Origin of the sequence: Micromonospora sp. CPCC 206061 (genome assembly GCF_036906915.1) — a bacterium.
GTDB lineage: Bacteria > Actinomycetota > Actinomycetes > Mycobacteriales > Micromonosporaceae > Phytohabitans.
Window position 1 is genome coordinate 1 of record NZ_JBAKHX010000006.1, and the last position, 21,484, is coordinate 21,484.

The 21,484-nt window shown below is 72.7% G+C and carries 22 protein-coding genes; 11 read left to right on the top strand and 11 right to left on the bottom strand.

Going from position 1 to position 21,484, the window contains the following annotated elements:
• Positions 1-1,166 (top strand): helix-turn-helix transcriptional regulator (locus V6V89_RS06970; RefSeq protein WP_334618147.1); only part of this gene is annotated, 1,166 nt, incomplete at its 5' end.
• The gene (locus V6V89_RS06975; RefSeq protein WP_334618148.1) at positions 1,163-1,696 is read left to right on the top strand and encodes a LuxR family transcriptional regulator; all 534 of its coding nucleotides are present in this window, start codon (positions 1,163-1,165) and stop codon (positions 1,694-1,696) included. The genes V6V89_RS06970 and V6V89_RS06975, both read left to right, overlap by 4 nt.
• An 8-nt stretch (positions 1,697-1,704) precedes the next feature.
• Here the strand turns inward: V6V89_RS06975 and V6V89_RS06980 are convergent, their stop codons facing one another.
• The gene (locus V6V89_RS06980) at positions 1,705-2,379 is read right to left on the bottom strand and encodes a lysophospholipid acyltransferase family protein (protein ID WP_334618149.1); all 675 of its coding nucleotides are present in this window, start codon (positions 2,377-2,379) and stop codon (positions 1,705-1,707) included.
• A gap of 63 nt (positions 2,380-2,442) precedes the next feature.
• Here V6V89_RS06980 and V6V89_RS06985 point away from each other — a divergent pair, with 63 nt between their 5' ends.
• Positions 2,443-3,831 carry a cytochrome ubiquinol oxidase subunit I gene (locus tag V6V89_RS06985; RefSeq protein ID WP_334618150.1) on the top strand — a complete coding sequence of 463 codons (1,389 nt, stop codon included), beginning with the start codon at positions 2,443-2,445 and terminating at the stop codon, positions 3,829-3,831.
• Positions 3,832-3,842: 11 nt separating this feature from the next.
• Positions 3,843-4,829 (top strand): cytochrome d ubiquinol oxidase subunit II, encoded by a 987-nt coding sequence (cydB, locus tag V6V89_RS06990; RefSeq protein WP_334618151.1) that lies wholly within the window; start codon positions 3,843-3,845, stop codon positions 4,827-4,829.
• An 88-nt stretch (positions 4,830-4,917) separates the two neighbouring features.
• On the opposite strand, the gene V6V89_RS06995 is transcribed toward cydB, so the two are convergent.
• The 5 genes from V6V89_RS06995 to V6V89_RS07015 all read right to left on the bottom strand — a co-directional run bounded on the left by V6V89_RS06995 (position 4,918) and on the right by V6V89_RS07015 (position 8,387).
• Positions 4,918-5,400: a hypothetical protein gene (locus tag V6V89_RS06995; RefSeq protein WP_334618152.1), complete on the bottom strand. Its 483-nt coding sequence runs from the start codon at positions 5,398-5,400 to the stop codon at positions 4,918-4,920.
• Between the two features lie 150 nt (positions 5,401-5,550).
• Positions 5,551-6,030 carry a pyridoxamine 5'-phosphate oxidase family protein gene (locus V6V89_RS07000; RefSeq protein ID WP_334618153.1) on the bottom strand — a complete coding sequence of 160 codons (480 nt, stop codon included), beginning with the start codon at positions 6,028-6,030 and terminating at the stop codon, positions 5,551-5,553.
• A gap of 6 nt (positions 6,031-6,036) precedes the next feature.
• Positions 6,037-6,744, bottom strand: coding sequence for a hypothetical protein (locus V6V89_RS07005; protein WP_334618154.1), 708 nt, complete (start codon positions 6,742-6,744; stop codon positions 6,037-6,039).
• A gap of 238 nt (positions 6,745-6,982) precedes the next feature.
• On the bottom strand, positions 6,983-7,843 hold the full coding sequence (locus V6V89_RS07010) for a phytanoyl-CoA dioxygenase family protein (RefSeq protein ID WP_334618155.1): 861 nt from the start codon (positions 7,841-7,843) through the stop codon (positions 6,983-6,985).
• A gap of 79 nt (positions 7,844-7,922) precedes the next feature.
• Positions 7,923-8,387: a MarR family winged helix-turn-helix transcriptional regulator gene (locus tag V6V89_RS07015; protein WP_334618156.1), complete on the bottom strand. Its 465-nt coding sequence runs from the start codon at positions 8,385-8,387 to the stop codon at positions 7,923-7,925.
• 18 nt (positions 8,388-8,405) lie between these two features.
• On the opposite strand from V6V89_RS07015, the gene V6V89_RS07020 reads away from it, so the two are divergent.
• On the top strand, positions 8,406-9,608 hold the full coding sequence (locus V6V89_RS07020; protein ID WP_334618157.1) for a glycosyltransferase: 1,203 nt from the start codon (positions 8,406-8,408) through the stop codon (positions 9,606-9,608).
• Complete coding sequence (locus tag V6V89_RS07025) at positions 9,601-10,092, top strand: methyltransferase family protein (RefSeq protein ID WP_334618158.1); 492 nt, start codon at positions 9,601-9,603, stop codon at positions 10,090-10,092. Before V6V89_RS07020 ends, V6V89_RS07025 begins: the two co-directional genes overlap by 8 nt.
• Here the strand turns inward: V6V89_RS07025 and V6V89_RS07030 are convergent.
• Positions 10,089-12,815, bottom strand: a complete 2,727-nt coding sequence (locus tag V6V89_RS07030; RefSeq protein ID WP_334618159.1) for an Hsp70 family protein — start codon at positions 12,813-12,815, stop codon at positions 10,089-10,091. The genes V6V89_RS07025 and V6V89_RS07030 overlap by 4 nt on opposite strands.
• A 568-nt stretch (positions 12,816-13,383) precedes the next feature.
• Here V6V89_RS07030 and V6V89_RS07035 point away from each other — a divergent pair.
• The 3 genes from V6V89_RS07035 to V6V89_RS07045 are packed head-to-tail and all read left to right on the top strand — an operon-like array spanning position 13,384 to position 17,634.
• On the top strand, positions 13,384-14,892 hold the full coding sequence (locus tag V6V89_RS07035; protein WP_334618160.1) for an IucA/IucC family protein: 1,509 nt from the start codon (positions 13,384-13,386) through the stop codon (positions 14,890-14,892).
• On the top strand, positions 14,889-16,505 hold the full coding sequence (locus tag V6V89_RS07040) for an IucA/IucC family protein (protein ID WP_334618161.1): 1,617 nt from the start codon (positions 14,889-14,891) through the stop codon (positions 16,503-16,505). Before V6V89_RS07035 ends, V6V89_RS07040 begins: the two co-directional genes overlap by 4 nt.
• On the top strand, positions 16,495-17,634 hold the full coding sequence (locus tag V6V89_RS07045; RefSeq protein ID WP_334618162.1) for an alanine racemase: 1,140 nt from the start codon (positions 16,495-16,497) through the stop codon (positions 17,632-17,634). Before V6V89_RS07040 ends, V6V89_RS07045 begins: the two co-directional genes overlap by 11 nt.
• Before the next feature lie 22 nt (positions 17,635-17,656).
• Here V6V89_RS07045 and def read toward each other — a convergent pair whose 3' ends face one another.
• Both def and V6V89_RS07055 read right to left on the bottom strand, forming a co-directional pair.
• Complete coding sequence (gene def, locus V6V89_RS07050) at positions 17,657-18,154, bottom strand: peptide deformylase (protein ID WP_334618163.1); 498 nt, start codon at positions 18,152-18,154, stop codon at positions 17,657-17,659.
• A gap of 46 nt (positions 18,155-18,200) precedes the next feature.
• Positions 18,201-19,406 (bottom strand): chorismate-binding protein, encoded by a 1,206-nt coding sequence (locus V6V89_RS07055; protein WP_334618164.1) that lies wholly within the window; start codon positions 19,404-19,406, stop codon positions 18,201-18,203.
• Positions 19,407-19,529: 123 nt separating this feature from the next.
• Between V6V89_RS07055 and V6V89_RS07060 the strand changes: the two genes are divergently transcribed.
• Positions 19,530-19,730, top strand: coding sequence for a DUF5999 family protein (locus tag V6V89_RS07060; protein ID WP_265255307.1), 201 nt, complete (start codon positions 19,530-19,532; stop codon positions 19,728-19,730).
• Positions 19,731-20,120: 390 nt separating this feature from the next.
• Positions 20,121-20,858 (top strand): VOC family protein, encoded by a 738-nt coding sequence (locus V6V89_RS07065; protein WP_334618165.1) that lies wholly within the window; start codon positions 20,121-20,123, stop codon positions 20,856-20,858.
• A 44-nt stretch (positions 20,859-20,902) separates the two neighbouring features.
• Here the strand turns inward: V6V89_RS07065 and V6V89_RS07070 are convergent, their stop codons facing one another.
• Together V6V89_RS07070 and V6V89_RS07075 are read right to left on the bottom strand one after the other, a co-directional pair.
• Positions 20,903-21,283, bottom strand: a complete 381-nt coding sequence (locus tag V6V89_RS07070) for a hypothetical protein (RefSeq protein ID WP_334618166.1) — start codon at positions 21,281-21,283, stop codon at positions 20,903-20,905.
• Positions 21,280-21,456 (bottom strand): hypothetical protein, encoded by a 177-nt coding sequence (locus tag V6V89_RS07075; RefSeq protein ID WP_281898567.1) that lies wholly within the window; start codon positions 21,454-21,456, stop codon positions 21,280-21,282. The genes V6V89_RS07070 and V6V89_RS07075 overlap by 4 nt, the downstream gene beginning before the upstream one ends.
• Positions 21,457-21,484: the final 28 nt, after the last annotated feature.

Here is a 21,484-nt window from a genome sequence, read left to right on the forward strand (position 1 = left end):
TGGCGGCCCGGCACGGCGACCCGCCCACCCACGCCGGCCTGCGCGCGGCCCTCGCGGCGGTGCGCGCCGCCGAGCGGGCCGAAGGCTGGGAGTACGCCCTGGCGTCCGCGGCCGCCGCCGCTGGCGCGGCCGGTGACCTGCTGGCGGCCCGGTGGAGCGCGTGGCTGCTGGTCGAGACCCTCGCGGCGGACGGGCGGCTGGCGGAGGCCGCGCAGACCGCCGCCAACGCGGCCGCCGCCTGCGCGGCCGACATGGCGTACAGCTGGCAGACGCGCTTCCTGGCGGCGGAGCTGTGGTGCACCGCGTTGCGTGGCGCTGGGGCCGTTCGCGAGCGGAGCGGTGCGGAGTCTGGACCGGTGGGCACAGATGCCGTTCTGCGGCGTGCCGGTGATCTGACGGATCGGACGCTGCCGGTGCTGGCGCGCGGATACGCGATCGCGGCCGCCTGCCTGGTGGAGGCCGACGGTGGGCTGCTCGCACCGGCCCGGTCCCGCCTCGCTGGCGCGCCGACCGGGCCGCCGTCGGTGGCGGCGCTGCTGGACTGGGTGGGCCGGGAGGCGGCCTGGCTGGACGGGCAGCCGGACCGGGCGGCGGCCGGGTTCGCGCCGGGCGCGCCGCCGCTGGTCGACGGGTTGCGCCGGATCACCGCGCGGTGGGCGGCGTACGACGGGGCCGCCACGCCGGCCCTTTCGGCAGCTGAGGGTGGCCTGGCGCCGGTGCGGGCGACCCTGGCCGCGTGGGCGGGCGCCGGCGACTTCGACCAGGCCGCGGCTGCCTGGCACGACCTGGCCGTCCGCGAGGAGGTGCGCTGCTTGCTGGCCCGCGGCCTGCACGAGAGCGACCCGGCCCGGGCGGTGCCGCCGCTGCTGGCCGCCGAGGCCCTGGCGGAGCGGGCCGGTCTGGTGGTGCTGCTGGGGCGGGCGCGGCGGGCGCTGCGCCGCCACGCGGTGCGTCGTGACCAGCGCGGACCTCGTTCCGGTGGCGAGCTGACCGACCGGGAACGCGATGTGCTGCGGCTGGTGGCGGCCGGTGAGCCGACCCGCCGGATCGCCGGACAGCTCGGCATCTCCGCCGAGACGGTGGAGACACACATCCGGTCGGGCATGCGCAAACTGGGGGCTCGTACGCGGACTGAGGCGGCCGCGCGACTCGGGGGTTCGCAATGACGGGCCCGAACGACGTTCCCCGGTACGTGGTACCCAGTGCCAGCGACGCCACATCGGTGCTGCGCCGGCTGGCCCGCGCCGGCTGGTCCACCCGGGAAGGGTTCGCGCTGACCGACGGCGGCTGGGACGTGGCCGGGGCGCGGCTGGTGCTGTACGGGCGGGTGCCGGACCTGGAGACCGTCCACCTGGTGGTGATGGCGGCCGCCCGCGGCGCCGGCGTCGTGGCGATCACCGACGCGGTCGGTGACGTGGGGCGGGCTCTGGTGGCGGATCTGGGGCGGCTCGGCCCGGTGTACCGTGCGGCCGACGCCGACCCCGAGCCGGGCGAGGGCGACCTGGTGGGGCAGCTGGTGCCGGAGCAGCGGGCGCTGCTGGAGCGGCTCGCGAACGGCGAGACGATTGCGGCGGCCGCGGCGGCCGAGTTCCTGTCCCTGCGCACCGCGAACCGCCGCATTGCCCAGGCCCGCCAGCTGCTGGGTGTCCGAACGACCCGCGAGGCGGTCCTGGCGTACCTGCGCAACCGCCGCTGACCCGCCGCTCAGCGGGAGCGGCTGGTGTCCGTCGGGCGGGTCGGGTCGTGCCATCTCGGCGTGTCGGGCTCCGCCGCGCGTAGGGGGAGCAGCGCGGCGGCGATCGCGTCCATCACCCGGTCGGTCGCCTCCCGCGGCGAGCCGGCACCCGCGAGCGTCAACGGCGGACCGAAGTGGACACTCACCTGTGGACGGCGCACCACCGACCGCGCCAAGCCCCGCACCGCGCCCTTCGGCGCCGCGTACGGCGCCACCTCGTGGGCACCCCACTGGGCGACCGGCACGACCTGTACGCCGGTGGCCTCGGCGAGCCGCGCCACGCCGGTCTTGCCTCGTTCGGGCCACAGGCCGGGGTCGAGCCCGATGCGCCCTTCCGGGTAGATGAGCACCGGGTCGCCGCCGGCGACCGCCTCGATGGCGTCGTGCAGCGCCTGCGTGACCGAGGCGGTGCCGCGGGCGACCTGTAGGTATCCGGCGCGGCGGACGACGGTGCCGAGCAGAGGCGCCCGGAACACCCCGGCGGTGGCCATGATCCGGGGCGCGACCCCGATGGCGTCGCAGGCGGCCATCAGCACGACCGGGTCGACGGGGCTGATGTGGTTGGCGGCCAGGATCACCGGCCCGTCGGGCACCTCGCCGGTGACGCGCAGCCGGGCGAATGCGGCGAGGACCACACGGGCCACCTTCTGAAGTCCTCTACGACATCCCGTAGTATTACTACGAGACGTAGTACGAGAGGGGTTCGCGTGGACGCGCTCGATGTCGCCCGCTGGCAGTTCGGTGTCACCACCGTTTACCACTTCCTCTTCGTCCCCCTCACCATCGGCCTGTCCACGCTCGTCGCCGTCCTGCAGACCATCTGGCTGCGCACCGGCGACGAACGTTACCTGCGCCTGACCAAGTTCTACGGCAAGCTCTTCCTGATCAACTTCGCCATGGGCATCGTGACGGGAATCGTGCAGGAATTCCAGTTCGGCATGAACTGGAGCGACTACTCGCGCTTCGTCGGCGACATCTTCGGCGCACCCCTGGCCATCGAGGCACTGCTCGCGTTCTTCCTCGAATCCACGTTCCTCGGCCTGTGGATCTTCGGCTGGGACCGGCTCCCCAAACGCGTCCACCTCGCCTGCATCTGGATCGCGGCCATCGGCTCCACCGTCAGCGCCTACTTCATCCTCGCCGCCAACTCCTGGATGCAAAACCCGGTCGGCTACCGCGTCAACCCCGACACCGGCCGCGCCGAGCTCACCGACTTCATGGCCGTACTCACCAACAAGGTCACCCTGATCACGTTCCCGCACACCATCGCCGGAGCGTTCCTCGTCGCCGGCGCCCTCATGACCGCCGTCGGCCTGTGGCACCTGATGCGGCACCGCACCGAGGAGTTCCGCCCCGCCGTCAAGCTCGGCGCCTGGGTCACCCTGGTCGCCGCCGCCACCGTCGCCATCACCGGCGACACCCAAGGCAAAATCATGACCGACGTACAGCCGATGAAGATGGCCGCCGCCGAGGCCCTGTACCAGACCGAACAGCCCGCCGCGTTCTCCGTCCTGACCGTCGGCACCCTCGACGGCAGCCGCGAAATCTTCGCCCTCAAGATCCCGTACCTGCTGTCGTGGCTCGGCACCGGCGACCCCAACGGCACCGTCCACGGCATCAACGACCTACAGGCCCAGTACACCGCCCAGTACGGCCCCGGCGACTACAGCCCCGTCATCCCCGTCACGTACTGGACGTTCCGCCTCATGATCGGCCTCGGCATGGCCGGCGCCCTCATCGCCCTGATCGCCCTGTGGGCGCAGCGCCGCGGTCGTATCCCCACCAACCGCTGGCTGCTGCGCTCGACCCTGATCCTGCCGGTACTGCCGCTGCTGGCCAACATCAGCGGCTGGGTCTTCACCGAAATGGGCCGCCAGCCGTGGCTGGTCTTCGGGGAGATGCTCACCCGCGACGGCGTATCCCGCAGCGTCTCACTGACCGAGGTGCTGACCTCGTTCACCGCCTTCACGCTCCTCTACGCGGCGCTCGCGGCCGTCGAGGTCAAGCTCCTGCTCCGGTACGCGAAAGCGGGCCTGCCCGACGTGGCCGCGCCCGCGCCGTCCGAGGAAGACCGTCCGCTCGCCTTCGCCTACTAGGGACCGCCGCCATGGAGCTCACCACCGTCTGGTTCGCGCTCGTCGCCGCCCTGTTCGTCGGCTACTTCGTCCTCGAAGGCTTCGACTTCGGCGTCGGCATCCTGCTGCCCGTCCTCGGCCGCGACGACAAGCAACGCCGCGTCCTCATCAACACCATCGGCCCCGTCTGGGACGGCAACGAAGTCTGGATCATCACCGCGGGCGGGGCCATGTTCGCCGCGTTCCCCGAGTGGTACGCCACCCTGTTCTCCGGCTTCTACCTGCCGCTACTGCTGATCCTCGTGGCACTGATCCTGCGCGGGGTCGCCTTCGAGTACCGCGGCAAACGCCCCGACCCGCGCTGGAAGGCCCGCTGGGACACCGCGATCTTCTTCGGCTCGCTGACGCCGGCGGTGCTGTGGGGGATAGCGGTCGCCAACATCGCCCGTGGCGTGCCCCTCGACGCCGACCACGAGTACACCGGCGGCCTGCTCGACCTGCTCCACCCATACGCGCTGCTCGGCGGCCTGACCACCCTCGCCCTGTTCGTCACGCACGGCGCGGTGTTCCTCGCCCTGAAGACCACCGGCGACATCCGCGCCCGCGCCAACGTCATCGCCGGCCGTCTGGGGATCGCCGCCGCCGGTCTGACAGCGGCGTTCCTGGCCTGGACAGCGCCCGCCGGACTCGCCCTGCTCTGCGCCCTCGCGGCGGTCGCCGCGCTGGTGGGCGCCCTGATCACCAACCGGCGAGGCCGCGAGGGGTGGGCATTTCTGGGTACCGCCACCGGCATCGCCTTGGCGGTGGCGACCCTGTTCACCGGCCTGTACCCGGACGTGCTTCCCTCGACCGTCGACCCCGCCCACAGCCTGACCGTGAACAACGCCGCCGCCACCCCGTACACGTTGCGGATCCTGAGCTGGGTGGCCCTGTTCTTCGCCCCACTGGTCCTGCTCTACCAGTCCTGGACCTACTGGATCTTCCGCCGCCGCATAGACATCTCCCACATCCCCGACTAACCCACCCCACCCCCACCGCCCCGCCCTCCTTTCCGCCCCCTTCCGCCCCTCTTTCCGTCGATCAAGGGCGAATGCACGCGGTTGGATCTCAAAACCACGTGCGTTTGCCCTTGATCGACGCGATCTCCCTTGATCGCGGCCATGGCGGGCCGGTGCGGCCATCGCCGGGGCGCGCCAGGCCGCGTCGGCCCGCATTGTTCGACAGGGTCGGCATCGGCCGGCTGTCCGCCGGCGAGCGGCAGCGCGGCGCCTCGCGCGCTGGCGGCGCGGCGTGCTTCTTGCCGCGCCGCCGGTCCGCAGGCGCGCCGCGCTCTTTCCGTGCCGCCAGATCTTGGCGACTCATGGCGGGCGATGCGACGCAGGAGGCGGGCCCGCTCGACGCCGCCGCCGACCCGAACGACCTGGCGTCGTTCGGGCTTCGCGCCAGCGCGGCGACCGCCGCGAGGGCGCGGGGCAGGGCGAACCCGGCGGGCGCTGGCGGCGGTCGCCGCGCTGGCGCTGGCCAGGCCAGAAACGCCGCCGCCAGGCCGCCGCCGAGGGCGGACGGCCGGCCGGGCACCGCCTGTGCCACGCGCCGTTGGCGGCAGTTCGCGGGGCTACACCGGCACCCCGCCGCGCCGATCAAGGGCATTCGCAGGGATCAAGGGCAAACGCACGCGGAAAAGAGATCGAACCGCGTGCGTTTGCCCTTGATCGACGAAAAGAAGGGGCGGGAGGAGGGTCAGGTGCGTTTGAAGGTGTGGAGGCCTTGGCCCTCGCGCCATAGCTGGATGACCAGGTGGTCGGCGGGGGTGCCGACCTTCGTCAGCACCACTTCGGTGACGTCGGCGCGGAACAGGTGCGACGGGCCCGGCGGGCCCTCGTTGAGCTCGGCCACCCGCGCCGGGTCGGTGATCTCCTCGACCCGGCCGGACAGCTTCGCGTCGCCGGGCCAGCCCGCCGGGTCACCCTCGTCGGGGTCGACGCTGGCGCTGTGCAGCGCGAACCGTGGATCGCGCCGCAGATCAAGGGCCTTACGCGAACGCCACATGCCCCCGAACCACAGCTCGCCGTCGCGGAACTGCGCCTCGGTGCCGCTGATCCGCGGCGAACCGTCACGGCGCAGCGTGGCGAGGGTCTTGTGCTTGTGCGCGTCGAAGAGGCGCCGCGCCGCCGCCGCGAATTCCGGTGCCTCCGCCTCCACCTGAGCCCAGCTGGCCACCCTCGCTCACCCCGCGTCGCGCAGCTCGGCCAGGCGCGCCTCGATCTCGGCCAGCTCGGCGCGCAGCTTCTCCGCCTGCTGCTCGGCCTCGCTGCGCTCGGCGGCCAGGATCTGCTCGACGGCCTCCTTGACGCCCGGCACGTCGACCAGCCCAACGATCTTCAGCGCCTCGATCGGCTTGACCACGTACGGCTTGGCCAGGGACTTGGTGCCCTGGGTGGCCGCGACGGTCCACTCGCCGTCGGTGTAGGCCAAGGTGACGGTCAGGCCGGCGAGAGCCTTCGGCTTGGCCGCCTTGCCGGCGGCCTTACGCGGCTTGTCGGCGGGCGCCGGGGCGGGCTGGCTCGCGGGGGCGTCCACAGTGCTCACTTTGGCCTCCTTGCGGGGCGCCGGAACCGGCGTCCTGGTGATCTTGAACTCTGGTGCCGGAACCGGGTCGGGCTCCGGCTCGGACGCCGCCTTCTTCGCCCGCGCCGCGGCCGCCTTGGCGCCCCGCGGCGGGATCGTCAAATCGGCGGGGGAGAAGGGCAGCTCGTCGCGGCCGAACCGGACCACCACCCACTCGTCGGACGCCTCGGGATCGGTCAGATCGGTCACCTGACCGATCTGACCGGCGATCTGCCCGGCGGAGTCGGTGAACATCACCCGCGGCTTGCGACCCGCCGCGAGCGTGTCGCGGATCGACTCAAGCTCGTCGTGGGACAACCCTGCCATCGCGCGACCTCTTCCGTACACGTGTTTGATGACAGCTTCCTACCAGCCGGGTCCGACAACGTCTACCGACACGCAGGGTCCACACCGGATGAAGCACACCGAGGGACAGGCCGAGGGACAGGCCGAGGGACGGGGAGAAGCCGGGGACCGGCCCCGGCTTCTGCTTGTTCGATAATGTACATTATGTCAACCTGAGCGCTGGGGTGCGGCGGAAGGCCGGGTCTCCAGCGGCGGAGCGTTACGGCTTCAGCGGCGGGAAACCCGGGTCGAGGTTGCCGGTCTCGCGCAGCACCGTGTACAGCGGCACCCCGTGCGGGGCGTGTCCCCACGCGTGGTCGCCGTCGGTGGCGCCCAACGCCCCCAGCAGCTGCTGCTGCACCGGGCTGAGCCCCGGCAGCTCCCGCGTGAGCTCCTGCCGGGCCCGGACCCACCGGTACGTGTACCCGAAGTACGCCGCCTTGCGGGTGATCGGCGAGTGGTTTTCGGAGCGGGCGTGCCAGATCCGCCGGTCGAAGAAGACCACGTCGCCGGCGTTGGCGGTGACGTGGATGGCGTCTTCAGGGTCGGGCCACGGCACGTTGCGGCTGGGCGGGCCGGCGATCCAGTCGGTGGTGTGGCTGCCCGGCACCACCTTGAGGTTGCCGCGTCCGGGCACCGACACGTCCGACAGCCAGTAGGCGACGTTCACGGACATCCTCGGCCGCGGGTGCGTCTCGATCTCGCGGTTCTGCCGGCCGCCGTCCTGGTGCCATTCGAACCGGAACGGCCGCTCCGCCGACACGGTCGGGTGCACGTCCAGGTGCGAGTGGTAGATGTGGACGTTCCAGCCCAGGATCGACCACACGAGGCCGAACATCTTCGGATGGTCGATCAGCGGCGCAAGCTCCGGGCAGCTCTGCACGGCGCCCCGCAGGTGCAGGCCCTCACCCTCCCGCGTGTGCCGCTCGTAGACCCGGTCGATCGCCTCGGTGTAGTGGGCGACCTCGTCCGCGTCGAGCACACCCGGCACGACCAGGTAGCCGTCGCGTTCGAACTGCGCGCGCTGGTCCGCGGTCATCGCGGTGCCAGGATGCCGTACGGCCGGACCGGTCATGGTCATGTGAGGGCCTCCCGTGATCTCGATTCTTGGTCCTGACCACTAGACGGCGGAGGATCCCAAAAGGATGTCGGGAAACCTGTCAGGTACCTGTGAAGTTCTTCTGAAGGCCTTCCAGCACGCGGTCGGCCAGCTCGCAGAGCGTGTCCACCTCGGACGGTGACAGGACGGCGAACCAGGACGCCACCGCGGCGAGGTCGCCCTGGTCGCGGGCCTTCCAGTAGGCGTCGCTGGCGGGTGTGGCGGCGAGCAGCTTGCGGCGCCGGTCGGCCGGGTCGGGCCGCACTTCCAGGAAGCCCTTGCGTCGGAGGGCGGCGACGAGTTGGGCGACGTTCTGGTGGGTGCTGCCGAGGGCGTGGGCCGCCTCGCTCGCCGACGGCTGTCCCAGGGCGAGGACGACGGTGAGCAGCGCCGCCTGCTGGGTGGTGAGGCCGTCGGCGCGCAGCCGGTCGTCCATCTGGTAGCGCAGCCGCTGGGCGAGCGCGAGGACGGTTCGGAACGCGCGTACCGGCGGTTCCAGGTCCGGGGACTTCCACACCTTCGACATACGCAATATATTACCTAAGTGATCTGCCTCGTGCCGCACTGCGGCTACCTGTCCGCCGTCTCCCGGATGCTGGAGATCTACCGGGCGCTGCGCGCGCGGGGCGCCCCGGTGCGGGTCGCCACCCACGGCGGCACCTACGAGCACCTGCTGCGCGCCGCCGCCGTCCCCTACGACCAGATAGGCCCACCGATGACCGCCGCCCGGTGCGCCCGCTTCCTGCGCGACGAACTCGGCGTCGGCCCGGTCCGGCAGAGCATGTACAGCGACGACGAGCTGTACGAGTACGCCACCGCCGAGGCCGACTACTTCCGGGCCAATCAGATAACAACAGCCGTCACCGGGTTCACCCTCACCACGACACTGTCCACCCGCCTGGCCGGCGTCAGGCTGGTCACCGAGCACGCCGGCAGCTGGGTGCCGCCCGCGTTCGAACGCCGCCTCCTGCCACCCATGCGCGGCCTTCCCCGCTGGCTGGTCAACGCCGCCCCACCCCGCGTCCGCTTCTACTGTGGAGGGTTCAACCGGGTCGCCGCACGCCTCGGCGTCGAGCCCGTACCCAGCCTCGCCGCCCTCGTCCTCGGCGACCTCAGCCTGGTACCCGAATCCCCCGACGTCCTCGGCGTCGCACCCGCCGACCTGGAGGCGTGGCGACCGGGCCGGGGTTACCGACCCGGCACCCGACTGCGCTACACCGGCCCGCTGTTCGCGCACCTGGACATGCCACTCCCCCCGGCCGTCGACGCGTTCCTCGACGGGAACGACCCGGTCGTGTACGTGGCGGTCAACTCCTCTCCCCCGGCCCTCGTCCGCGCCCTCATCGACGCGCTGCCGAAGAACACGAAGATCCTCGTCGCCGCCACCGTCCACGACCTGACCGATCTCCAAACAGACCGGGTCACCGTCGCCGGCATCCTGCCCAGCCACCTCGTCATGCCCCGCGTGGCGCTCGCCGTCACCGCCGGCGGTCAGGGCAGCGTGCAGACCGCCATGGCCGCCGGCACACCGGTGCTCGGCGTCCCCCTGCAACCCGAGCAGGACCTCAACCTCGCCCTCCTCGAACGTCTCGGCGCCGGCCGCCGCACCACCCCGGCCCGCGCCGCCGCCGACGCCGCCCGCATCCTCGCCGACCCGTCCTACCGGGAGGCGGCCGCCCACGTACACAAGGCGTATGCCGCCCTCGACGGGCCCGCCGCCGCCGCGGAGGCGATCCTCGATGCGTAAAGCAGCGGCCGCGACCGGCAGCGCCGTGTTCTTCGCCCTCGCGCCCGGCGTCGTCGCCGGGCTGGTGCCGTGGTGGCTGACCGGCTGGCAGGCGGGCAGCGCGCCGCCCGCCGTGCGTGCGGCGGGCGGGCTGCTCACCGCCGCGGCCGGGGTGGTGCTGATGCACGCGTTCGTGCGGTTCGTCGCCGAGGGCGCAGGCACGCCAGCGCCGGTCGCGCCCACCGAACGGCTCGTCGTGGGCGGCCTCTACCGGCACGTGCGCAACCCGATGTACATCGCGGTCCTGGCCGCGATCGCCGGTCAGGCTCTCCTGCTGGGCCGCCAGGTCCTTTTCGGGTACGCCGTTGTGGCGGGCGCCGTCATGATGGCGTTCGCCCGCTGGCACGAGGAGCCGGCACTGCGCCGCCGCTTCGGCGACCAGTACGAGGAGTACCGCCGCGCCGTGCCCGGCTGGTGGCCCCGCCTACGCCCCTGGAAGGGCTAACCGAACGACTTGATCTTCAGGACGAGGACGCGGCGGTCCTTGGTCACCACCGCCAGCAGGTCGCCGCCGATCATCACCTGGTCGGCCGGGTCGGTACCGATGTCGACCGCCTTCGTCGACTTCCCAGTGCCGATCTCCGTGGCGTACACCTGCATCACCACGTCCGAGCCCTCCACCCGCCCGTCCTGCACCGCCATCCGCCCGCCCCGCGTCGCGAGAACCTGCGAAAACCGCGGGTACTGGCCAGCCGCCGACCCATCGCCCTTGAGGATCTTCGCGTCCGTCACCGTGTCGAACGTCGCGTCACCGAACACCAGCCGGTCACCGGTCGCGTACCAGCCCTCGTCGTGCTGCCACTCGACGTCGACCTTCCACGCCTGCTCACCGGTGCGCACATCCACGGCGATCGTCTTGTCGTTCTCCGGCTCGTCCACCGCCATGCACACCAGATGCTGCCCACACGGCTTGATCTTCTCCACGTCGAAGCCGCTCGTCAGCGGATACGTCCACGCCTTCTTGAACGACGGCAGCCGGTACCCGGCCAGCACTGCCTTCCCACCCGACGTCTCATCGTTCTGCAACCCGATCACCAGGCCGCCGTACACCGTCCACTGCTCGTTGCCGATCGGCAGGGACCCGCTGCCCTTCGTCTTGCCGTTGGAGGTGTCGACCAGCCACCCCTTGCCGCTGCCCTCGTCGAGCTCTACCACCGCGTCCGGCGTGGCCGTGAACACGTCGAACAATGCCCCCTTCGCACCCGGCAGCTCGCCGTCGCCCTTACCGTCCGGCCACTGCCGCACCGGCTCGATCCGATGGTCGTCGATCACCAGGGTGTCGTCGCCGCCGGTGCGCTTCCACTTGTCGCGCCCGTTGCGCAGGTCGACACGCAGCACCGCGTTCGCCGTGAACGAGTCCTGCAGCTCCACCAGCGCGTCCGTGCCCACATAGGCGACATCCCGGCGCTTCTCCCACTTCCTCTTCCACAGCAGCTTGCCATCCGCCGCCGACAAAACCGCCCGCACGTTGTCGCCGCCGTCGGTGCCCGAGTCCTCGCCGTCCAGCACCACCAGGTCACCAACCGCCGTCAGCTGGATACCGGCCGGCTCGATCGGCACCGTCTTCGTCCACCTCGCCCCACCGCCACCGCCGGGCAGCGACACCACCTCCGTCGACCCGCCGCCCGCCACCGCGTACACCACGCTGTCGCCCACAACGGCCACCCCGGCGGCGCCGTCCCGCTTCAACCCCACCGTGTGCACCGTCGCCAGCTCACCGTCGCCGCCGTTCCCATCGCCACCGACGCCGAGCCCGCCAGGCCCACTGCCGATAGTCAGGTTGCCGTTCTCGATGGTCCGGATCAGCCAACGGGCACCCGTCACCACACCCGCCACCAACCCGCCGACCAGCGTGAACACCATCGCGACCAGCAGCGCGCGGCGCAGCGGCCGCTTCACCTTCACCGGCATCGGCGCAGGCGGCGGCGGCATCGGTGGACTCACCGGACCGGTGGCAAACCCCGCACCGATCGGCCCGCTCGCAGGCCCAGGCGGGAACGGCGCCGATACCGGATACGCCGTCGCGGGCGACCCCGTCCCGATAGGGCCCGACACCGGGTACGGCGCCAACCCCGCCTCGGCCGTCGCCGGCTGCGACGCCATCACATGCACCATCGCCCCGTACGCCACCGGAAGCTCAGGCTGCTCCGGCACCGACGGCGCCACACCCAGCCGCGCGTGCAGCCGGCTCGCCACCAGCGGCATCCGGCTCGCCCCGCCCACCAGCAGCAGCCCGCCCAGCTCACCCGGCTGCACACCCGACCGCTGCAACACCCGCCGTGTCTCGTCCACGGCCCGCGCCACCAGCGGGCCCGCCACCCGCTCCAACTCCTCACGGGTCAGGTGCATCGGCTCCGGCCGCCCCGGCACATGCACCGGCGCCGCACTCGACCGGGACAGCATCTCCTTCGCCGCCCGCACCTCCGACCAGAACGCCTGCCGATCCCGCCGCTGCCCCGAATCCGCCGGCGCACCCAACCGATGCCACAACGCCGGATCGCCGACCGCCACCAGCTGCCCCAGATGCGCCACCAACGCGCTGTCGACATCCAGGCCACCCAGATCGTCCAGGCCACCGGTCGCCAGCACCCGCAGCCCCGCCGGCTCCCGCCGCACCACCGCCACGTCGAACGTGCCGCCGCCGAAGTCGAACACCCCCAGGCACTGCCCCGGCGCCACCTGCTGACCCAACACCTGCACGCAATACGTCGCCGCCGCGATCGGCTCGTCCAGCAGCCGCACCTCGCCCAACCCGGCCCGCCACGCCGCCGCCCGCAACACGTTGCGCCGCGGCTGCCCCCAGTCAGCCGGACACGTCAACACCGTGCCACCCACCGGATCCACCCCGGCCGTACGGGCCTCGTCACCCACCCGGCGCAGGCTCGCCGCCAGCAACTCCTCGACCCGCACCTCGTGCTCGCCCAGCAGCACCGTGCCCTCGTCGACCCGCCGCTTCGGATGTGGCTCGAACCGCTCCGGCTGCGCCGCACCCAGCCGCTGCCCGTCCCGGCCCGTATGGTGAGCGCCTTCCGCGTCGACGAACACCCCTGACGACAGCAACGGCGTACCGTCGAACAAAAGCGCCCGGGGCTGCTGCCCGCCGCGCCGCACCACCGCGACGGTGTGCGTGGTGCCCAGGTCGACAGCCAGCCGTACGGGTTCGTCCACCGGCGCATGGTACTGACCCGGCCCCACCCCCTTGTGAGAAGGTTGGCTGTGCTCTTCAAAGGCCTCGTCTACGCGATGCTCCTGTTCATCCTCATAGGCGCCGCCGGCATCTGGCTCCGCCGCCACCGCGGCCGCTAACCGCGTCGTTAGCCCTGCACGCAGCGCCGCTCCTCCTACCGGTCGCTTCGTGGGTTCCGAGCGCGTACCCCCACTCATGATCAAAGTCCCAGGACACGCCGGCATTTCGGCGTGTCAAGCAGATTTCGGGACTTTGATCACCCCGCACCGCTCCCAAAGCCGGTTCGCGTCGTTAGCCGTGCTTTGTATGGCCGTTTCGTGTGATGTGCGACCCGTGCCACACCCTGTACGGCGTCCTAGGATGCTAGTTTGTGACTTTCCGGCGGCCGGCCAGGTCGCGCACACGCCAGTGGCGCCGCCCACGTCAAGCACCCTCCCGGGCGGCGACTGCAGGACGCGACTGAGAATGTGTTGGGTGCGCACCCGTTCGATGACGCCCGGCCGCCAGGCCAGTCGGTCCGTCTCCGGCTCGCGGTCGTAGCAGGCGAGGATGTCGGGGTCCATTCACGACTCGTCGCCGCCGCGGGCCGGAGCGCTCCACCGGTTCACGCCCGACCCGGACAGCACCCTCGCCGCGCTGCGCGACGACCGGCCAGGGCTGGTCGCGCCGTACCTGGCGGCACTGCCCGGCGCGCGGGCCGCCGTGCTGGGCCGGCTGTGGGGAGCCCTCGCCCGCGAGCCCATCCCCGGCGTGACCGGCCGCGAGGTCCACGGTGGACGGCTCACCGTGACGGTCGCCGGGCACCGCCTGACCGGGCCGGCCGACGCCGCCGAGCCGTACGCGCCGGCCCCGGACGGCCTCACCGTCGGCGGGTACACCGACCCGGCGGCGCTGGTCCGGGGCGTGCTCCACCAAGAGCGGTTCGCGGTCGAGGTCGACAACAGCGTCGCCAACCTGGCCCTGGCCCGCGCCAACGCGAGCCCCGCTTCCACAAGCGACCTCGCGAGCACCGAGCAGAGCGTCGTCGACGGCCACCCGCTGCACCCCTGCTGCCGCACCCGCCTCGGCATGTCCACCGCCGAGGTCCTGGCCTACGCGCCCGAGCACCGCCCCGTTGTACACCTGCGCCTGGTGGACGTTCCTCCCGACCGGTGGCACGGCGACGCCCCGCCCCGCCTCGTCGTGCACCCCTGGCAGTACGCGCACGTGCTCGACGCGTACCCCTGGCTCACGCCGGCCGGCACGCTGCCCGCGCGGCCGCTCATGTCGCTGCGCACCCTGGCCGTGCCCGGGTACCACCTCAAGACCGCCGTCGACGTGCAGATGACCTCCGCGGTGCGTACCGTCTCGCCGGCGGCCGTCCACAACGGACCGGTCGTGTCGGCGCTGCTCGCCCACCTCGCGCACGGCACCGGACTGGAGGTGCTGCGGGAGGACCGCGCCGGCGCCGTCCTCGTCGACGGAGCGCCGTCGCGGAGCCTCGCCTACGTGCGGCGGCTCGCCCCCGCGCTCGCGCCCGGCGAGACGGCGGTGCCCCTGGCCGGCCTCGGCGGCGCACCGGACGCCGCCGACCCCGAAAAGTTCTTCGCCGCCCTGGCGCGCGTGTTCCTGCCGCCGCTGCTCACCCTCCTCGCACGCGGCGCCGCCCTGGAGGCGCACGGCCAGAACACGCTCATCGTGCTCCGCGACGGCCGCCCGGCACGCCTGCTCTACCGGGACGTCGGCGGCGTGCGGATCAGCCCCGCCCGGCTGCGCGCACACGGCGTCGACCCGCCACCGGTACGCGGAGACCTGGTCACCGACAACCCTGACCAGCTGCGCGACAAGCTGTTCGCCGCGGCGCTGAGCGGGGTCGTCGCCGAGCAGGTGGCCGCGTTCGGGCGCGTGCACGGCATCGCCCCGGAACGGCTGTGGGCGCGGGTGGCGGCGGTCACCAACGATCAGTCGATCTTCCGCGCTAGCCTTCCCGTGAAGGCGACCACCGCAATGCGCCTCGCGGCAGACCCGCTCACCGACGTGTGGGCGTCCCTCCCGAACCCCCTGGCAGGCATGCGTTGAGCCCAGTCCTGAGTACCTGCGCGTTCCGGCCGGGCACCGTCCGCGACGCCGCCGGGCACGCCGAGTCGCACCTGGCGGTGCTGGCGCCGGAGCTGGTCGGCCCCTTCCGGGCCGCGCTCCCCCGGGCCGCCCAGGCCGTCGGCCGGCGGCTGCTCGGCGCGCTGTGCCGCGAGGACATCGGCGGCGCCCGCGCCCGGCACGCCGGGCGCGGCCGGTCGCACGGCTTCGACCGGGTGGAGTTCGACGAGGTACCGGCCGACCCCGTCGAGCTGCTGCCGCCGGCGCTGCGCGACCACCAGCTCGCCGCTGAACTCGCCGACGCCGCCGTCAACCTCGCCATCGCGTACGCGCGGCCACCGTCCCCTTTGACCGGTGGCCCCGACGCGGACGCGCTCGCCGCGGAGCGGCTGGCCGTCGACGGGCACAACCTGCACCCGTGCGGGCGCACCCGGCTGGGCTGGGAGGTCGAGGACGTGCTCGCCCACGACTTCGAAGCCGGCCAGACCACGATCGGGTTCGTCGCGGTCCGGGCCGACCGGCACACCGGCGACGACCTCGGCGCGGCCCTGTCCGGGTACCCGGAGGTGCCGGCGCCGCCGCCCGGGTACCTGATCCAGCCGGTGCACGCCTGGCAGCGCGACGCGGTGCTGCGCCACCGGTACGCCGACCTGGTCGAGTCCGGCGCGCTGCGGGTGCTGGACGCCGAACTGCCGGCCGCGCCCACCGCCGCGCTGCGCACCCTGCTGCTGCCGCCCGCCGCGGACGGCCACCGCCGCTACCTGAAGGTGTCCCTGGACATCCAGGTCACCTCGACACGCCGCACCATCTCGGTGGCCAGCACCCGCAACGGGCCGGCGCTGTCGGCGGTACTCGATGAGCTGCTGTCCGGCGAAGAGCGCGTGCTGCTGCTCGCCGAGACCGCCGGGGCGGCCGTGCCCTCCGGGACAGGCCGCGACGTGTCCGCGATCGTCCGCACCGGACTCGACGGCCGCCTCGCCGCCGGCGAGCGGGTCGTGCCCGGCGGCGCGCTTCCGCTCGTGGTGGCCGGCCTGGTCGACGAGTACGGGCGCGGGCCCCTGGCCTGGCTGGAGGCCTACGCCCGCCTGCTACTGCCGCCGCTGCTGCGCCTGCAGACCCGCTACGGGATCGCCCTCGAAGCGCACCTGCAGAACTGCCTGCCCCTGTTCGTCGGCGGTGCCCCGCACCGGCTCGCCCTGCGCGATCTGGCGGGGCTGCGGGTGCTGCGGCCCCGCCTCGCCGCGGCCGGGGTGTCGCTGTCACTGTGGCCCGGCTCGGTGGTGGGCACCGACGACCCCGCGGTGATGCGGGCCAAGCTGGGTTACACGGCGTTCCAGGCGCACCTCGGCGAGCTGGTGATCCGCCTGGGCGACGGGTACGGCCTGGACGAGGCGGCCGCCTGGCGGCTGATCCGCGGCGTCGTCGACGAGGCCTACGAGCCGCTCCTGGCCGACCCGCGCACCGCCGCCGCGGCTGCCGCCGACCACGCGGCTCTGACGGCGCCGCGGGTGCCCCACAAGGCCCTTGTGCGGATGCGGCTGGTCGAGGGCGGCGACGTGTACATCCCGGTACGGAACCCGTTGCATGCCGCCTGACCGGGTGCGCGCCGCCCTGACCGGTGCCGTGCGGCCGGTGTGCGCGTACGTGTACGACCGGGAGGTGCTCCGCTCCCGCGCCGCCACGTTGAAGGCAGCGCTGCCTTCGAGCGCCGAGGTGCTGTACGCGGTCAAAGCCAACGGCCACCCGGACGTGGTGGCGACACTCGCGGCCGCGACCGACGGCCTGGAGGTGGCGTCGGGCGGCGAGCTGGCGCTCGCGCGGGCGGCGGGAGCGCGGCGGATCGCGTTCGGCGGTCCGGCCAAGACGGACGCCTCGCTGCGCGCGGCGGTGGCCGCTGGCGCCCTGGTACACGTCGAAAGCGCCCTGGAGCTGCACCGCTTGTCGGCGGCGGCCGACGTTGAGGTGAGCGTGGCGCTGCGGGTCAACCGGCGCGACGGCGGGCTGCCGGGGAGCCATCAGATGGCCGGCGCTCCCACGCCTTTCGGGATCGACGAGGCGCAGCTGCCCGGCGTGGTCGCGCTGGCACGTGCCCTCCCCCACATCCGCCTGGTCGGCTTCCACCTGCACGCGGTCTCCAACAACCTCGACGGCGCCCTGCACGCGGCCTTCGTCGCCTCGTCGCTGCGCTGGTCCGCGGCCACCGCCAGCGCCCTGGGCATCGCGCTGGAGTACGTCAACGTGGGCGGCGGCTTCGGCGTCGACTACACCGGCACGGCCACATTCGACACCGCCCCACTCGCCGGTCTCGTCCCGCCCGACGGGGTGCGCCTGGTGTTCGAGCCGGGGCGGTGGCTGGCCGCCGACGCCGGCTGGTACGCCGCCGAGGTGCTCGACCTCAAGCACACCCACGGTCGGTGGTTCGCCGTGCTGCGCGGCGGCACCCACCACTTCAGGCTGCCGGCGGCGTGGGGCTACAGCCACCCGTTCACCGTGCTGCCGGTGCCCGACTGGCCGCACCCGTACCCCCGCCCGTGTGTCCAGGACGCGGAGGTCGACGCGGTCGGCGAGCTGTGCACGCCCCGCGACGTGCTCACCCGCGGCCAGCGGGTGGACCGGTTACGGGTGGGTGACATCCTCGTGTTCGGCCGTGCCGGAGCCTACGGTTGGGACATCTCCCACCACGAGTTTCTGCGGCATCCCCATCCGCAGATCCTCGTGGTATGAGCCTTCAGGTATCGCCTGATGCCTACCGCCGAGCCCAGGCCGCTGCGCGGATCTCGCGCAGCGCCTGGCGGCGGGTGTCGCCGCGCAGGGTGTCGATGTACAGCTTGCCGTCAAGGTGGTCGGTCTCGTGCTGAAGCGCCCGCGCCAGGAAGCCGCTGCCGCCCACGGTCAGCGGCTCGCCGTGCTGGTCGAAGCCCCGCACGGTGGCGTGCATCGCGCGCGGCGTCGGAAAGTACAGGCCCGGGATCGACAGGCAGCCCTCGTCATCGTCCTGCAGCTCCTCGGACACCTCCAGCTCCGGGTTGACGACGTGCCCCACCTGGCCGTCCGCGTCGTACACGAACACCCGGGCGCTCACACCTATCTGCGGCGCCGCCACACCGGCCCGGCCCGGAGCGCCCAGCAGCGTGTCGAGCAGATCGGTGACCAGGGTGCGCAGCTCGGCGTCGAAGCTGGTCACCGGGTCGGCGGGGCTGCGAAGAACCGCGTCCCCAAGCAGGCGGATAGGCCGCATCGTCATGACCGCAAGGGTATCGGGTGCCTTACCGATGGTGGGGGCGCCGCGCTTAGGCCCCTGTCGCGAGGGCACGGCGGAGCGGGGCGGCCTTGGCGGCGGCCTCCGCGACCTCCGCCTCCGCGTCGCTGCTCCAGGTGATCCCACCACCGGCCCACAGGTGTACGCGGCCGTCAGCGGCCGCCGCGGTGCGGATCGTGAGCCCCAAATCGATGTGGTCCGGCCCGATCCAGCCGAGCGCGCCCATGCTGGCGCCCCGCCCGACCGGCTCCATGGCGGCGATCTCCCGCAGCGCCGACAACTTCGGCGCCCCGGTGACCGAGCCACCCGGGCACACCGCCCGCAGCAGCCGCGCCAGGCCCACCCCGGGGGCCGGAGCGGCCGACACCACCGACTCCGCCTGCCACAGGTCACACCAGCGCCGCAGCACGTACAGCTCGTCGACCCGCACCGACCCGGTTCGGGCGATTCGGGCCAGATCGTTGCGCTCAAGGTCGACAATCATGATGTGTTCGGCGCGCTCCTTCGCCGAGGCGAGCAGCTCCCGCCGGCCGGCCGCGGTCGCCGGCCGGGTGCCCTTGATCGGCCGGGTGAATATCCGCCCGCCGCGCACCTCGACCAGCGTCTCCGGAGACGCGCACCCGATCGCCCAGCCCGCCCCGGCCAGCACCCCGGCGTACCGGGCGCCCGGCAACCCCGCCAGCGCCCGCAGGGCCGGCAGCGGATCACCGGTGTACGGGGCGGACGCGTGCCCGACCACGTTGACCTGGTACACGTCCCCCCGCGCGATCGCGGCCCGCGCAAGCTCGACGGCACCGGCGTGCTCACCGGCCGTCCAACTGTCCCGCCACGCCCCGAGCCGCCACGCCCGCTTCCTCCGCTCCCCCTGCTCCTCTCGGGATGGCCTGGCCGCCTCGTCGTGGGCGTAGACGACCGCGACCACATCGGGCACCCCGGGCGCGGGGCTCGGCCGGCCCACCGGAGCGTCGATCATCCGGGCGCCCGCCGCGGCCGACACGAAGACCGACGCGCCGCACCGCGCGGTGTGCGCTCCCCCGATCCCGGCCACGTCACGCACCGCCAGTCCGTTGCCGGCGAGGAAGTCTTCGAGAAGCTGAGCGGGATCACCTGGGTCACTGATCCGCCACTCAAAGCGAGAGCGCTCCCTGAGCTGTCCGTAACAAGAGGACGGACGCCCTGTGACGAGGGTAGACTCGTTTGGGAGCGTTTCCACGACAACCGGCTTGAATCGACTCATCCGAAGGGGGGATTCTCCCGTGTAAGCGCCAAAACCTGCTCGAAGGAGTGTCGTTCCGCTTGGTAGCGTGCGTCACTGGTCATGTGAACCGTGACACAGCAACCCCACCGGCCGGAGAACCCGATGTGTCCGCACCAAACACCCTGTCCATCCGCTGAAGCTACCGACCGGGAGGCCGCACGAGTCGTCGCGTCCTTCCCCGAGCAGGGCTGGAGCCTGCTGTGTAACGGTGTCATCGTCTTCGAAGACACCGGCGAGCTCCTTCCCGACGGCAGCACCATCGCACCCCACCGCGGCCCCGCCCGCCACGCGCTGGCCGCCTGACACGGCAAGACCCGGCATCGCCCCATCTGAGTGAGCATGCCACCCGCCTCGCCCCCACTGTCCGCGGGCTGAGGCACTCGACGGACACCGTCGTCCCTCGACACCCCGGCCGCCGCGGCTAACCTCCGCGGGACTCCCCCACGCGCCCGCCCCGCCCCGCGCCGTCCGTGCCCGGCGCCGGCCGCGGCCGCTCGCCGCCGCCCCCTCTTCCGTCGATCAAGGCCGAACGCACATGCTTTGATCTCTTTCCGCGTGCGGTTGCCCTTGATCGCGGCGAATGCCCTTGATCGCTGGCCCTCGTGTCGGCGGCACCGGGCGCCACCGCGCGCTGGGCGCCGCCGCCTCGGCCGAAGATCTGCCACGGCGAGCACCTGGCATAAGATCGGCGACATGGCGTTGCGGCTTGTTCAGATCGCGATGAACGCGCGGGACGACTCCGCGCTCGGCCGATTCTGGGCGGAGGCGCTCGGCTGGAGCATATCCAGCGAGGAATCCGGCGTGACCAACCTCGAACCTGAGGGCTTCACCTATCCGGACCCCACCGCCGTCTGCATCGACATCATCGCCGTCCCGGAACCCAAAACGGTGAAGAACCGCGTGCACGTCGACCTCGCCACCATCTCAGCGGCGCATCAGGCAGGCCTGGTCGCGCGCCTCCAGGATCTCGGCGCCACGCCCGCCGACGTCGGCCAGCGCGACGTTCCGTGGACGGTTCTCGCCGACCCGGAGGGCAACGAGTTCTGCGTCCTGGAGCCTCGGGAGATCTACCGGGACACCGGACCGATCGCCGCGGTGGTGGTCGACTGCGCCGACCCGCGGGCCATGGCCCGATTCTGGGGCGAGGCGATGGACTGGACCCTCCACGAGGTGACCGACGATCATGCGAGCCTGCGCTCCGCCAAGGGTGTGGGCCCGTATCTGGAATTCGTCCCCACACCCGACACCAAGACGGTGAAGAACCGCGTCCACCTCGACCTGCGCCCGTACCCCGGTGACGACCAAGCGGCGGAGGTGGCCCGGCTGCGGGCCCTCGGCGCCATCGACATCGACCTCGGCCAAGGCGACGTCCCGTGGACGTGCCTCGCCGACCCGGAGGGCAACGAGTTCTGCGTCCTCACCCCGCGCTGACGCGGAGCCTTGCCGACCATCCGCCCGGGGTCGTGGTGCGGTGGTCAGAAGCCGATCACGGGGGCGGCCTCGGCGCCGTACGCTTCCGGCTCGGCCGTCAGCACGTACGCCCGCAGGTCCACCGCCGCCAGCATCGCCACCGCACGGCTGGTCGAACCCAACAACCGTGCCGCGGCAGCCACGTCCCGCCAGTCCTGCGGCAGATCCAGCCGCTCGACATGGGAGTGCGCGAGCAGCAGGTCGAGCACGTGCCAGTCGTCCCGGTCCAGCTGGTGAGCGCCCTCGATCAGGCAGATGTCGGGTACGGCTATGGCCGCGTCCTCGTCGGCGACCTCCGCGATGATCTCGCCCACGGCGACGTTGCCCCGACCGTAAGCGGCGACGGCGGTCGCGTCCAGGACGAGCCGTACGGGCGGCTCGGTCACGCGGCGTCGGCGCGGCGGTAACGCTCGTCGAGTCGCTCCCACGCCTCTGGCGTCATCCGCTGCTCCGCGGCGCGCAGCTTGGCGCGCGCCCGGGCCTTGCCCTCGGGCGTCACGGCGATGCCGGCCTCGGCGAGCATCCGCTCGGTTTCGGCTCGGGTGTGCTGCGCGCTCATGCGATCAGGGTACCGCGCCGCGATCCCG

What these genes read in the sequence shown, in the direction of transcription:
- V6V89_RS07015 (WP_334618156.1), bottom strand. Translation starts at nt 8,387, where the DNA reads ATGTCGAAGGTGTGGAAGTCCCCGGACCTGGAACCGCCGGTACGCGCG.
- V6V89_RS07010 (WP_334618155.1), bottom strand. Translation starts at nt 7,843, where the DNA reads ATGACCATGACCGGTCCGGCCGTACGGCATCCTGGCACCGCGATGACC.
- V6V89_RS07035 (WP_334618160.1), top strand. Translation starts at nt 13,384, where the DNA reads ATGTCGGGGTCCATTCACGACTCGTCGCCGCCGCGGGCCGGAGCGCTC.
- V6V89_RS07005 (WP_334618154.1), bottom strand. Translation starts at nt 6,744, where the DNA reads ATGGCAGGGTTGTCCCACGACGAGCTTGAGTCGATCCGCGACACGCTC.
- V6V89_RS07045 (WP_334618162.1), top strand. Translation starts at nt 16,495, where the DNA reads ATGCCGCCTGACCGGGTGCGCGCCGCCCTGACCGGTGCCGTGCGGCCG.
- def (WP_334618163.1), bottom strand. Translation starts at nt 18,154, where the DNA reads ATGACGATGCGGCCTATCCGCCTGCTTGGGGACGCGGTTCTTCGCAGC.
- V6V89_RS07025 (WP_334618158.1), top strand. Translation starts at nt 9,601, where the DNA reads ATGCGTAAAGCAGCGGCCGCGACCGGCAGCGCCGTGTTCTTCGCCCTC.
- V6V89_RS07055 (WP_334618164.1), bottom strand. Translation starts at nt 19,406, where the DNA reads ATGAGTCGATTCAAGCCGGTTGTCGTGGAAACGCTCCCAAACGAGTCT.
- cydB (WP_334618151.1), top strand. Translation starts at nt 3,843, where the DNA reads ATGGAGCTCACCACCGTCTGGTTCGCGCTCGTCGCCGCCCTGTTCGTC.
- V6V89_RS07075 (WP_281898567.1), bottom strand. Translation starts at nt 21,456, where the DNA reads ATGAGCGCGCAGCACACCCGAGCCGAAACCGAGCGGATGCTCGCCGAG.
- V6V89_RS06975 (WP_334618148.1), top strand. Translation starts at nt 1,163, where the DNA reads ATGACGGGCCCGAACGACGTTCCCCGGTACGTGGTACCCAGTGCCAGC.
- V6V89_RS07065 (WP_334618165.1), top strand. Translation starts at nt 20,121, where the DNA reads ATGGCGTTGCGGCTTGTTCAGATCGCGATGAACGCGCGGGACGACTCC.
- V6V89_RS07060 (WP_265255307.1), top strand. Translation starts at nt 19,530, where the DNA reads ATGTGTCCGCACCAAACACCCTGTCCATCCGCTGAAGCTACCGACCGG.